The sequence below is a fragment of the Chelatococcus daeguensis genome (assembly GCF_001887265.1).
Classification (GTDB): Bacteria; Pseudomonadota; Alphaproteobacteria; order Rhizobiales; family Beijerinckiaceae; genus Chelatococcus_A; species Chelatococcus_A sambhunathii.
In genome coordinates this window covers 427,752-440,421 of sequence record NZ_CP018096.1, presented here as the reverse complement: position 1 = coordinate 440,421, position 12,670 = coordinate 427,752, and the positions used below count along the sequence as shown (strand labels likewise).

14 protein-coding genes are annotated in these 12,670 nt (G+C 58.9%); 1 reads left to right on the top strand and 13 read right to left on the bottom strand.

Annotated elements, in window-relative coordinates; all coding sequences use genetic code 11:
- The 4 genes from blh to BOQ54_RS18925 form a co-directional block, all read right to left on the bottom strand.
- The gene (gene blh / locus BOQ54_RS18940) at window positions 1-1,350 is read right to left on the bottom strand and encodes a bifunctional sulfur transferase/dioxygenase Blh (protein ID WP_055458534.1); all 1,350 of its coding nucleotides are present in this window, start codon (window positions 1,348-1,350) and stop codon (window positions 1-3) included.
- A complete protein-coding gene (locus BOQ54_RS18935) occupies window positions 1,347-1,553 on the bottom strand; it encodes a YgaP family membrane protein (RefSeq protein WP_055458944.1) in 207 nt (68 codons plus the stop codon). Before BOQ54_RS18935 ends, blh begins: the two co-directional genes overlap by 4 nt.
- A gap of 179 nt (window positions 1,554-1,732) precedes the next feature.
- Window positions 1,733-2,065 (bottom strand): ArsR/SmtB family transcription factor, encoded by a 333-nt coding sequence (locus tag BOQ54_RS18930; protein WP_055458535.1) that lies wholly within the window; start codon window positions 2,063-2,065, stop codon window positions 1,733-1,735.
- A gap of 479 nt (window positions 2,066-2,544) precedes the next feature.
- The gene (locus BOQ54_RS18925; protein ID WP_245282629.1) at window positions 2,545-3,504 is read right to left on the bottom strand and encodes a hypothetical protein; all 960 of its coding nucleotides are present in this window, start codon (window positions 3,502-3,504) and stop codon (window positions 2,545-2,547) included.
- A gap of 269 nt (window positions 3,505-3,773) precedes the next feature.
- Here BOQ54_RS18925 and BOQ54_RS18920 point away from each other — a divergent pair, with 269 nt between their 5' ends.
- A complete protein-coding gene (locus BOQ54_RS18920; protein WP_055458536.1) occupies window positions 3,774-4,490 on the top strand; it encodes a carbonic anhydrase in 717 nt (238 codons plus the stop codon).
- Window positions 4,491-4,609: 119 nt separating this feature from the next.
- Here the strand turns inward: BOQ54_RS18920 and BOQ54_RS18915 are convergent, their stop codons facing one another.
- From BOQ54_RS18915 to BOQ54_RS18885, 9 genes are all read right to left on the bottom strand, one after another.
- Window positions 4,610-5,515, bottom strand: coding sequence for a glycosyltransferase family 2 protein (locus BOQ54_RS18915; protein WP_186438073.1), 906 nt, complete (start codon window positions 5,513-5,515; stop codon window positions 4,610-4,612).
- A 16-nt stretch (window positions 5,516-5,531) separates the two neighbouring features.
- Window positions 5,532-6,416 (bottom strand): glycosyltransferase, encoded by an 885-nt coding sequence (locus tag BOQ54_RS18910; RefSeq protein ID WP_071924733.1) that lies wholly within the window; start codon window positions 6,414-6,416, stop codon window positions 5,532-5,534.
- A gap of 21 nt (window positions 6,417-6,437) precedes the next feature.
- Complete coding sequence (locus tag BOQ54_RS18905) at window positions 6,438-7,835, bottom strand: glycosyltransferase (protein ID WP_245316413.1); 1,398 nt, start codon at window positions 7,833-7,835, stop codon at window positions 6,438-6,440.
- A gap of 14 nt (window positions 7,836-7,849) precedes the next feature.
- Window positions 7,850-8,869 (bottom strand): glycosyltransferase family A protein, encoded by a 1,020-nt coding sequence (locus tag BOQ54_RS19910; RefSeq protein WP_145979839.1) that lies wholly within the window; start codon window positions 8,867-8,869, stop codon window positions 7,850-7,852.
- Window position 8,870: 1 nt separating this feature from the next.
- Window positions 8,871-9,443, bottom strand: a complete 573-nt coding sequence (locus tag BOQ54_RS18900) for an FkbM family methyltransferase (RefSeq protein WP_186438072.1) — start codon at window positions 9,441-9,443, stop codon at window positions 8,871-8,873.
- A 158-nt stretch (window positions 9,444-9,601) separates the two neighbouring features.
- Window positions 9,602-10,255, bottom strand: coding sequence for a glycosyltransferase family 2 protein (locus tag BOQ54_RS19905; RefSeq protein ID WP_145979838.1), 654 nt, complete (start codon window positions 10,253-10,255; stop codon window positions 9,602-9,604).
- Entirely contained in the window at window positions 10,189-10,485 is a 297-nt protein-coding gene (locus BOQ54_RS20475; protein WP_432431533.1) for a glycosyltransferase family 2 protein, read from the bottom strand. The genes BOQ54_RS19905 and BOQ54_RS20475 overlap by 67 nt, the downstream gene beginning before the upstream one ends.
- A 3-nt stretch (window positions 10,486-10,488) precedes the next feature.
- Window positions 10,489-11,772, bottom strand: a complete 1,284-nt coding sequence (locus BOQ54_RS20125; RefSeq protein WP_071924729.1) for an ABC transporter ATP-binding protein — start codon at window positions 11,770-11,772, stop codon at window positions 10,489-10,491.
- 3 nt (window positions 11,773-11,775) lie between these two features.
- Window positions 11,776-12,642 carry an ABC transporter permease gene (locus BOQ54_RS18885; protein ID WP_071924728.1) on the bottom strand — a complete coding sequence of 289 codons (867 nt, stop codon included), beginning with the start codon at window positions 12,640-12,642 and terminating at the stop codon, window positions 11,776-11,778.
- Between the last annotated feature and the right edge of the window lie 28 nt (window positions 12,643-12,670).

The window sequence follows — 12,670 nt, the reverse complement described above, 5'->3', positions numbered from 1 at the left end:
TCACTCCCATGCCGCGCCCTCAAGGAGGTCGAGCGGGATCTTGAGATAGCGCCGCCCGTTGCCTTCCGGCTCCGGCAGGCGCCCGCCATTGGTGTTGATCTGCAGCGACTGCAGGATCAGCTTGGGCATGGGCAGGGTCCTGTCGCGCGCTTCACGGGCGGCGACGAAGGCCTCCTCGGTCCTGAACTCCGAGATATGGATGTTCTTCGCCTTCTGCTCGGCGACGGTCGATTCCCAGCGCGGCTCGCGGCCACCCGGCTGGTAGTCGTGGCCGGTAAAGATGCGGGTCTCGTCCGGCAGCGCCAGGATGTCCTGGATCGAGCGCCACAGCACCCTGGCGCTGCCGCCGGGAAAATCCGCGCGCGCGGTTCCGCTGTCCGGCATGAACAGCGTGTCGTGCACGAAGGCCGCATCGCCGATGACATAGGTGACCGAGGCGAGCGTATGGCCGGGCGAGAACATCACCCGCGCGTCGATGTTGCCCACCTTGAAGGTGTCGCCGTCGGCGAAGAGCCGGTCCCACTGCGAGCCGTCGGCCGGAAAATCCGGCCAGTTGTAGAAGCCCTTCCAGAGCTTCTGGACCTCCGTGACCTTCTCGCCAATGGCTGTCGGGGCGCCCGTCTTCTCCTTCAGATAGGCCGCCGCCGAGAAATGGTCGGCATGGGGGTGTGTATCGAGAATCCACTCGACCTCGTAGCCCTTCGCCCTGATGAAGGCGAGGATGCGATCGGCGTTCTTCGAGGCCGTCTGCCCCGACTTCTCGTCAAAATCGAAGACGGGATCGACGATCGCGCATTTCCTCGTCTGCGGGTCGGCAACGACATACTGGACCGACCAGGTGCGAGGGTCGAAGAAGCCGGTCACTTCGGGTTTCTGCACCATGGCTGTTCCTTTCCTGATAAGCGTCTGAGGGCCGGTGTCCGGTGCGCCCCTTGTCGTCAGCCAAGCGACTGCGGCTGAGAGATCGAACCCATGCTCGGCCCCGAACGAGACAAGATCGCCCTTCGCCATCCGGCCATCGAGTACTTCGCCGATGGCCCATAGCGTGAGGGAGCGCGTCCCCGACCGGCAGAAGGCGAGGACAGGGCCCGGGCTGGCGGCCAAGGCCCGCTGAAAGGCCCTCACCGTTTCCTCGCCGATATTCATGCCGGCAACCGGTAGGTGAATGCTGGCGAGCCCGGCCTGCCGCGCCGCCGTCGCGATCGCTTCGGCCTCCGGCTGGCCGGGAGTCTCGCCGTCCGGTCTGTTGTTGACAATGGCCGCGAAACCGGCCGCGGCGAGCGTTTCGACGTCTCCGGGCCGGAGTTGCTCGCCGACGGCAAGGGCATCGGTGATCCAGACGAGCTTCACCTGCGTTCTCCCCTGATGGGACACGTGTTGACGCCAAGGAGCGTGTAGAGCGGACAGAGCGAGAAGAGACCCGTCAGTAGCGGCACAAGGCCGAGAAGCCCCCACCAGCGCGCATCGCCGTCGACGAAGGCGACGAGCGACAGAAGTGCGAGGCCGACGATGATCCGGACCGCCCGGTCAATGCCTCCGATATTCCTCGTCATGGTCATGCCCTTTCCCGAGAAGGCCATCGCCTTCAGTTGATACTTACATGATAACGATTGCAAATTTTTGCAACTATTTGGTTACAAGAATCTGCAAACACGCGACGGGGTACGGGCTTGGGTTCCCTCGCGACGCTCTGGGCTGAACCCGCCGCGGTCCGTGTCACCCTCCCTTCCGGTCAGGCTTCGGCGCCTACGGCCTCCGGCAAGGCAGGCGTGCAGAAGGACTGGTAGAGAGCGACCAGGATCGCCCGTGCCGGTTCGCTCTCGATCCGATACCAGATCGTCTGCCCCTCCCGCCGGCCAGCGATCAGCCGATCACGGCGCAGGAGCGCCAGATGCTGCGACACGGTGGAGTCCCGGATGCCCAGGAACTCCGCGAGCTGCCCGACCGACTTCTCCCCGTCGACGAGCTGGCACAGGATCAACAGGCGATGACGGTTGGCCAGGGCCTTGAGAAGCTCGCTGGCCTCGTCCGCAGCCCGTTGCATGGTTTGGCTGTCGATATTCATTTGTGCGAACCTACGATAATTCGAAGATACATGTCAAGACGGCATTTGCATCCTTCCCGGCCATGCAGAGGGTAGCATCAGGCCGGATAGGCCGAACGTTGTCCGCCCTCAACGTTCAGCCGCTTTCCTCCCGATGGTTCCGCGAAGGCCGCGCGCGCCGTCGCTCGTCGCCCGGGCCGCCGATCGTCCGCACCAAGAAACGGCAATGGCCGCGTTTGGTGCGGACATTGAAGCGCCCGGCGGAAGGAGCGCTCAGCATGCACTGACTGATCGAACAGTTAAGATGCCGAATGAGCGAGACACTCCGCCTGCGGCTTCGCCGGGGTCTTGATCGGTGATGAAATTGAATATTCACCCGATGGGCAGAAGCGACCGGCCGCCAACCGCTGCCGGGGGTGCCACGGAGCCGGTTCGGATCAGCTTGAAGCCCGGTCGGGGAATCCGACCGAACCATCGAGAAGGGGCCCGGCGGCCTTCCGCTAGCCGGCGTCGGCAGGAACGCCCGGCCCTCCCGCCTCAACTAGCGCCGAACCGGTCGCGGCGAGCGCCGCCTCGATGAGACCGGTGCAATGGACCATTTGCCATGAGGCCCATTGCGCGAACTCCTCGACGAAATCGGGCGCGACACCGGCAAGCCGCCCGCGCCCGTCGGTGTGGAACCAGCCTTCGCGCTGGGCCTCGTTCATCAGGCTGCCGATGTGGGCGGCCGAGACCTGGAAGCGCCGCGCGAGTTGCCGGTAGCTCAGCGAGCCCGCCGCGGGGGACGAGGCAAGGCCATCGAAACGGGCCGCGAACACTGCCGTCAGCAACAGATAGCCGCTGTCGCGCTCTGCGAAATGCAGCACGCGCGGGAAGGGATGGATGAGGGTACCGTGCGCCAGCACATAGGCGGCCGACCGGCGGATCACATCCCCGAGAAGATCGTGATTGTCCGCAAGCAGCGCAGCGCGCGCCCCGCCCCGGCCCGCAAGGGCGTCCGACGCAGCGATGAACAGCCGCGCCGAGCGGCCGATTTCCGCGATCATCGGCGGTGCTGGCCGCAGGTGCTTCACGCGGCGATCGTTCGGCGATGGCTCGGTGAGGATGAGGCGGCCGGACTTGAGGGCGGCCACGAACCCGGCCGTCTGTCGCTCACTGACGCCCGAAACCTTTTGCAGGGCCGTGAGTGTCGGCGCGGGCCCCGTGCCCCGGACCCATGCGTAGTAGTTGTGGATCAGCATGTAGCAGACCAGATAGCGGCCGATCTGGTCGAAGAGCTTGTAGACCGGCCAGTCGATCCGCGCCGGACTGCTCATCCCCCGGCAGTAGGCGGCGAGCGCCGCGCGAAAGCCAGGATGCCGGCGCAGGTGCGCCGCAGCGTCCTCCAGCGCCGCAAGCTCTGCAGCATTGGCGAGCGCCTCCCCCGATCCCCGTTCGTCCTGCAATGCAGCACTCGCCACCAACACGCACCCCCGCCACCTACGGCAGCTATGCTTAAAGTTTCTTGAAATATTTCATAAATATATCAACGATGAACCTAATATTAGTTGCGATCCTGCCACTACATGCAAAGTTTGGGCATTTCAAGCCCGCGCTCAATGTATAACAATCCGGCCATTGCCGGGTGCGATGCAGCGTCGATGCGGAGCCATGCGTGAGCGGGCCCGCAGGGCGGCGTGTCATGGCGGTCGCCCGGTACAGGATCTCGGATGAGAAAGGGGGGCAGAACATGTGCAATGATCCACGATGCGGGCACCGCTCGCACCTGTCGCGGCGGGGGCTTTTGGCCGCCGGCACCGCGGCCTGGCTTGGCATGCAACTCGGCCCGGCCGTGGCCCAGACGGGCGCGCCGCCCAATGCCATCGGGCCGGACGAGGCGCTGAAGCGGCTCGTCGATGGCAATGCCCGCTATGCGGCGAACACCGCCGCGAACAAGGACTTCTCCGCCGGCCGGGCGGCGCGCGCCGAGAGCCAGCACCCCTTCGCCGCCGTCGTGAGCTGCGCCGATTCCCGTGTCGCGCCCGAGCTTGCCTTCGACCAGGGACCGGGCGAGCTCTTCGTCGTCCGCGTCGCCGGCAATTTCGTCAACACCGACGGGCTCGCCAGCCTGGAATACGGGGTCAAGTTCCTCGGCATTCCGCTCATCATGGTTCTCGGCCACACCAATTGCGGCGCCGTCGACGCCACCATCAAGGTACTGAAGGACAATGCCGAGCTACCCGGCCACCTGCCGGAGCTCGTCAACTCCATCAAGCCGGCGGTGGAGGCGGCCAAGAAGGCAGGCTCCGACGACCTGCTGGACCGCGCCATCATCGAGAACGTGCGCCACAACGTGGCCGAGTTGACGAAGGCCGGGCCGATCGTGTCGCGCTTCGTCAGCGAGGGCAAGGCCAAGGTCGTCGGTGGCGTCTACAATCTGGCGACCGGCAAAGTCACGCTCGTCTGAGCCGTCCGCCTGCGGAGCCCGCAGGAACAACCGTGGCGTTCGGCTCACCCGGGGTCGGCACCCGGCTGATCCATCCCCTCATGGTGGCGCCGGTATGCCGGCGCCGTCCGCACATCCCCTCAGCGCAGCATCGTGCCGAGGCATTTGCGCTTGAGGAACGGCCACAGGATGATGCGGAAAGCCTCGTTGCGCACGGGCGCAAGCGCGAAGCTCTCGACAAGATGCCAGACTGCCGGGAGGTAGCGGCCGCGCGAGGTCTCGTTCGACGAGCGCGCGAAGGCGATGGCTGCTCGAAACGACCGGCCGAGAGCACCCGGCCGCTGCGAAAGACGCTCGAGGTGGTCGTCCACCATCAGGTCGAGGCCCTTGTCGACGAGGGCGGCATTGGCCGCGGAGTCACGCCAGACATCGGCCAGATGGTCGTTGAGGAAGCCGAGCACGACGTCCGGATGATCGGCAAGGCGCAGGAACAGGTCCCAATCCTCGTAGCGCGGATAGCGCAGGTCATAGCCGCCGACGGCGCCGATGAGATCCCGCCGCGCGATCAGCGTCGAGCCCGGGCAGGTGAAGCATCCCCAGACGTAGTGGCCGATCTCCATGCGTGGCGGATAGGGCCGGTAGGCGGGCTCCACCTGCCCGTCGGGCCAGATGAGATCGCAGTTCGTGCAGCAGACGTTGACGCCGTGGGCGTCCATGAACGCGAGCTGGCGCGCGAGCTTGTCCGGCCGCCACGCGTCGTCGCTGTCGAGAAACGCCACCCACGTGCCTTGCGCCGCGGCGATCCCCGTGTTGCGCGCCGCGGAGGCCCCGGCGTTCGTCTCGTGCCGGATGACGCGGATCCGCCCGGCATAGGGCGCAAGCACCGCCGCCGTGTCGTCGCGCGAGGCATCGTCCACCACGATGATCTCCCCGGGCGCGAGCGACTGCGCAAAGACGCTCTCGAGCGCCCGCATGATGCAATGCGCCCGGTTGTAGGTGGGGATGACGACGCTGATCTCGGAGGGATGCACGATCAGTGGGACCAACAAAAGTTATATACGGTCAGTATGGGGCACCACGCCGCTCGCTACGCGAGCTTATGTGCAAAAATATCTGCTTCATCAAGGGGGCGAGCGTTTCTTTATTTTTCCTGACGAATGACCAGAAGTCCACAAAATATGCCCACCGCCTAAATCGCACCATTCGATAAAAACGCAGCCACCCTCCCCAGCGCCTGTAGAACGCTCTATTCTCTTTAACAATACCCCCGTCGTCCGCGATAGAGATCAACTCATTCAAATGATCTATACTGATAATACTCCCACCGAGAGTTAGCGAACCCTCGTGGCACTGATAACGATATATCGGATCCCCCCCAGAAGCCGATGAAACGCCCCCCACAAGACAGCGCGCAAGAAAATCTACGTCTGCAGCAACTTTATACTCATTATTAAATATCCCAATTTTATTGAATACGCCTCGTCTAAAGAAACGACCATTGATTCGAAAAATTCCAGAGAAAAATAACTCCGAGGTCAGCTCCTCAAATCGAGGGACCGGAAGCCGGACAATCGGCGTGGAACCATCCACGGAGCCCATCTCCACGGGCGCACAATAGCTGTCAACATGGGGCAAGCGCGACATCGCAACTGCCGCACACTCAAGCGCACCATCAAGCAAAAGATCATCACTATTTAATAATACGATCACATCGCCTACAGATCGACTAATTCCCTTATTAATCGCATCGTACAGACCATCGTCCTTCTCTCGAATCCAAACAATATCGCTCCTACTCCCCAGGATATCGGCAGTCTCATCGGTCGACATCGCGTCGATAATTATATGTTCATAATTCCGGTATCCCTGCCGCGAAACACTGTCCAATGCTCCGCGCAGGAATTCCCCTCGATTGTAAGTTGGGGTTATAATGGAGAATTTTAGCATCGAACCAATTCGCCGATCACTTCAAGAGTCTTGCAACTGGCTGAATCGCTCTCGTATTTCGCAGTACCAATCCACCGTCTCTGCGATCTGGCGCGTTAGCGAAAAGCGATGAATCGCGTCTCTTGCCGCATTTGCGGCGAGCCTTTCCCGCAACGTTTCATCACTCAAGATGGCGGCGGAAGCGACCGCCATCCCCTCGTCACTGGCCATCGGCACCAGGGCGCCGGTCGCTTCAGTTACGGCATATGTCGTGACACTCGGCAACCGGCCAGGCATGCTTTCAAGAGTCTTCACCTGCTCCGGTATGCCCCCGGTCGCAGTCGCGACGACCGGCAGGCCACACGCCAGAGCTTCCAGGATCGTAGTCGGAAAGGTATCTGCTTTCGCCGCGTGGAGATACAGATCAGCTGCTTGATAGTACGATGCAACAACAAGCGGATCACTTTGATAAGGAATAAACCGCATCTCGGCGGCACCAAATCGCTCTGGAGCCCCTCGATCGCCGATAGCCAAAAGCAGCAACGGCTTATTATAATATCTCTCCGCCAGAAGGCGAAATGCGGATGAAACGGTTTTGTAATCCTTAAATATGTTATTCCGGGCCCCATTCGCAGCGAATATTATAATACGACAATCGCCCGGCAATCCCAATCTGGAACGCGCCTCCGCTTGCGATATATTCGCATTGTATACACCTAGATCCACCCCATTATTAATGACCTGGCTAGTGATAATTCCATTGGAAAGAACAGAATTAATTGCCCTGTCCAATAGCCATCGAGAGGGAGCGCTTACGAATAGATGACTATTAGAATATATTTCCCGCTTCCTATTCAAATTAAAAGCCGTCGCGTCACGCATAATGCTCGGATATATTGATAAATCCGGGCAACTCCCGCAGCCGAAACGCCAGCGTTCGCAACCCAATGTATAAGCACAATGCCCTGTAAAACTCCATTCATCATGAAGCGTCATTGCAACCGGGATATGTCTGCTTATGATAGACAACTGCCCGATATCAAAATATCCGCCGTGAAAATTATGACAATGAAGAATATCCAATTTCTCGCCAGAGAAGGACAGGATGTCTCTCGTTCCAGGAAAATTAAAATATTCCCTGCCAGCATACCAATCTTCTAATTGCCCTGGGCGCTCAAGCAGGCGCAACAATTTCTCCAACCGCCACGCACCACGCAAACGTCCCACATACGGCGTGACAGACTGACGAAGGGCGCCGACCGTCCGCGATCGCCACGTATCTCCCACTGGATCCGGGATTTGATATACCCCGGGCTCATCCGTGCCCCCGCGCCCCACGAAAAGAAAGGACCGGTGCCCGGCCGCGGCCAGCCCCCGATAGAGCGTATACGCAATCCGCTCGGCACCGCCACCCTGGGGAGCCCCACTAACTTGCGCCACCGACAAAGGCGCTATCAATGCTTCAGCCAAGACCTAACCCTACGGACAACCCGACGCCCGAAAGCGTCAAAGGGATCAAGCGCGCGGATGATCCGCTTGCCAACGTTATACCACGCCCTGGACAACAGATGCTCCACATCGGTGCAATCTCGCAGCAGGCCCGGATTCGACACTCGAAGGTCATCCATCATCCGAAGGACAATCGGAGGATGCGGCCCCACATAGCGATCAAGCCAGCTTGGCAGATCATACACGTTATGCACCCGAAATGGCTCATTAAGAGCCAAATAGGCATTCTCGGCCCAATGCCGCGCCCGGGCACGCTTCGCCCAAGGAGCAGATTCATAATAATCGCATTTCTCCTTCACCTGTTTCGGGAATAGCAGAGAATAATGATATAGAAATATACCATCCCTCTCGAGCTCCTCCGACCGGAGCCATGCGATCTCTCGCAAATCTACCCCCCGCTCATCGTGAACGGTAGGCGGACGATGCGTCACATAGCTATACCCGGGGCCCCACTTGAATAAGCGGTGATATCTTGATGCCCCACGCCGAAGATACCAGCCATCGACAGCGTATCCAGTGCTCCCCCAAAAGGTGATTTGCTTAAATGTAACAGTAGAAATATTCTTATCTGATTTAAGCTTATGGCAGATATATTTCATATCATCCGGACGGTAAAATTCGTCTATATCGATCTGCCAGAGATATTCCCCAGTTGCCCGCTTTGCATATGCCCGGCTCTGCTCATCCTTCTCCCCGGGCCAAAAACCGTCGGGGTACCCCTCATCCTCCGCTGTAACGATCGTGATCTTATTGTCGGCATCGTGTCGCGCCTTGAACTCACGCAGCACCTCAAGAGTGCCGTCCCGCGAATGCCCATCAGACCGCGCGATCCCCCTTGCAGCATAGGCCGCCCCCTCAACGACAATGATTTCGTGCGCGAATGGATACAACGCCTCCAACGTATATCGCGTGAACGGCTCACCATTCAATACGATTATACCGAAGGTTATCCGCGGATCTGTCACTTTATCTCGCCCCTTCGGAAGGAAAGGCTGAACGTTTCACGAAAGAGAAATTCCACCCATCCACGAAAACAAGCCTATATCCAGACGCGATCATTCTATATAATGTATTTACCATCCTAATCACGGTTACCGGCCTATCAACTTCGAACAAAATAACCTTCGGGTGTATTCCTTTTGAAAAAAGATCTTTTAGCACCAAATGTTCCGCGCCCTCTATATCCAACTTCAGCAAATCGATATCTCTATGATCAAGCTCCCGCATTAATGAGTCGACACTGCGGCATTCAGCGTCAAAATAGTCACTTGAACCCTGCAGGTTTAAAGCTGAAAAAGATACATGCTCTGGATTCCGGGGAGCAAAGAATCGAACAACAGTATCATGAGACCACAACCCGAACGGCCTGAACCAAAACTGGGAAACCCCCGCCGCTGCTTCACGGACATGCGCAATCGCCCGCGGCGTCGGGTCAAACGCATACACAAGACAGCCCAACTGCCGAGCAAGAGCGACCTCAAAGGAAATATCCTCGCCCGCGCCGCCACAATAACAAGTCCAGCCCTTCTTGATTAACACGGTCGGAGTAACCCACCCCCCGTACTCAGTCCCAAATTTATCCAGGCCAAGGATATCTACGTATCCTGATCCCGGGTCAATAATATCCTTTAGCTTCCGGCATAGAATGGTATTTATCCGGGATCGAGAGAACCAACGCGATACGCCATGCAACATATCTACCCCCTGCGCATGTTTGCAAAGATAGTGTAAACACTACGAGCAAGCTGCAGCACAAGCAGCTTACACGCCGTCATTCGCGTAGGGGCATGTCGCCATATGAAGCGCGAGTGATCAAAAAAATTCTCTTGTGACTTTCGAGCCACGGCGAGAAACATGGCTTCTTTCCTCGTTAGACGCCGCCCCTTGGAACTGAAGCCGGTTTTCCCAAGGTCCGCCCCGATCCAGGTTTCCCCAGTGATCCCGATACGAAATCCAGCCTTGCGGGCCCGTAAGGAAAAATCATAATCGCACAGATAGTGTGGAAGTATATCTGAATCAAGATTCCCAATTGTTTCAAATACTTCTTTTGGAAAGAACGTTGCCCTGCCCGGTAATACGTCAACTTCGTCGCGGAAAGAACTGTCAGCAGGCCAGTCCTTGCGGCCATGGAAGCGATACCTCGACCAGTCGATTGTCACCCCCGCATCAACAACCCGGGTTATATCGCTTGAATCGACGACAACTGGCGCTACAATGCTTCTTTCCTGCGCACAGACGCTCCGCATTTTTTCAACAAAATCTGAAGGCATTATACAGTCGTCATTTATAAATAATGCAATATAATTCCCATTATTTCGCTCCCGACGCAAATAATCAATGGCAAACGCCATTGCCTCCCCCAGAATGCCACTGAGGGAGTCTCCAGCACGGTAACTGGCGCAGCAGCAAATCTGGCTCGAATTTCCGCTGGAGTACCGTCACTCGAGCCGCCATCACATACGATAATATGCGCCGGTGGCAGCGATTGAGCGAGCAGTTGCTCAATACAAGAGATTGTCGTCTCCCGCCTGTTGTAGACGGGAATGATTGCATACACGGGCGCGGTGGACAGCTTATCCATCATCTATACCGCCCATCGATTGTTCGTCCACTGCAGAACGGGAGCAACAACGCCGGGACGAGCGCTATACCAGAATGGAGAATCGCTTAGACCTCCAGATACACTAAATTGGACAACACATTTAGATTGTCCCGGGGGCCACAGCCACCGAACTCTCTGAAGCGACGCGAGAAGCTCCACAACATATTCTCCTTCATTGAGAAATCGCCGCGGAATATTACACCTTAGAACGTTAATCCCAGACGTAAGAACCGGCCACTGCTCCTGAGCGCTGTCATTCGTAAATGTCCAAAAACACACCTGACCATCAGCATTAGCAATGCTAACACCGAACGATAACGGATCGCTTGGCCGTTTTATATCGACCTTTATTTCAATCGTAATCGATTGGTCATTTTGTGTTGGGCCCTCAATCGTGCTCCCTTCCGGGTCGCATACTCTAAAAGATTGCAGGCTGAAATATTCATTCTCCAGCGCTCCATCCTCAGCCGCTATGTACGCCCCCTTCAAACCGCCGCTACCACCGAGCAGATAGCGCCCGCACACGTCATGCACCTCGCGGCTGTCTTCCCGCACCTGGCCGCGCTCCAGCCAGATGACGCGTGAGCACAACTGCATCACCGCATTGAGGTTGTGCGAGACGAACAGCACCGTGCGGCCAGAATTGGCCACGTCCTTCATCTTGCCGAGGCACTTCTTCTGGAACTCGGCGTCTCCGACCGCCAGCACCTCGTCGACGATCATGATCTCGGGCTCGAGATGCGCCGCCACCGAAAAGGCAAGGCGCATCTTCATGCCGCTCGAATAGCGCTTGATGGGGATGTCCAGAAATTCTGCGACGCCGGCGAATTCGACGATCTCGTCGAAGCGCGCCCGGATCTCGTGCTTGCGCAAGCCGAGAATGGCGCCATTGAAGAAGATGTTCTCGCGCCCCGACAGTTCCGGGTGGAACCCGGTGCCGACCTCGAGCAGCGAGCCCACGCGCCCGCGGATGCGTGCCAGGCCCTCGGTTGGAGCCGTGATACGCGACAGCACCTTGAGCAAGGTACTCTTGCCCGCGCCGTTGCGTCCGACGACGCCGACAACATCGCCCTCGTTGACGTCGAAGCTGACGTTTCGCAGCGCCCAAAAGGCTTCGGCTGCCTTTATCTGGTTCGTCTGGTCTCGGTCGACCAGACGCCGCGCCGCCTCCGCCATCGTGTCGCGCAGAGTGCGATAGGCCGGCGCCGCCGTGCCGCTCAGGAAATAGCGCTTGCCGAGATTCTCGACAGTGATGACACTCGACATTGCTCAGATCCTGTCGACGATGGCCGGCTCGAGCTTGCGGAAGACACGCAGGCCGAGCGCCATGAAGCCGACTGTCCATAAGACAAGGACGGCGTAGTTGAGGAGCCCAGGCCAGGCTGCCGAAACAACGATGGCACGCATCGTGTCGATCAGCGTCGCCGCCGGGTTCAGGGCGTAGAGCCATTGGTACTGGGCAGGCACAAAGGTAACAGGATAGATCACCGGCGTCAGATACATGGCGATCTGTATGAAAAATGGCAGGGCGATTCCGATGTCGCGATAGATTGCATTGAGCGGCGAAAGGACGAGGCCGATGCCGTAGCCGAGCAGGCCGGCCGCGACGACGACGAGCGGCACCAGCACGATCAGCGGCGAAGGCACCATGCCGTAGAACAGCATCACGGCGACGAGCACGACGAGCGCGATGAAGAACTCGACTGCAGCTGCGATCGTCGGCACCAGTGGCAGGATGAGACGCGGGAAGAAGACCTTGGTGATGATGGCTTCGTTCTTCACCAGCGAGCCTGCCGCATCTGCGACCACACGGCTGAAGTACTGCCACATCAGCAGGCCGGAAAAGACGAAAACGGGATAGGGGATGCTATCCGTCGGGATGCGGGCCAGATAGCTGAAGACGAAGGTGAAGATCGCCGTCGTCAGGACGGGCTGCAGCAGGGCCCAGGCGATGCCGATGAAGGACTGCTTGTAGCGGACCTGGATCTCGCGCAGCGCGAGCGTCCAAGCGATGTCGCGATTAGCCCAGAGGTCCGCGATGTCATGCAGGAAAGTATGATCGGCGCGGGCGCGGATCACCACTTCGGCGGGCTCGTGGACAGGCGGGCGAGGTGGATTCACGGCTGCTATGGACATGTGTGGCACGTACGGTTGCGTTGTGGAG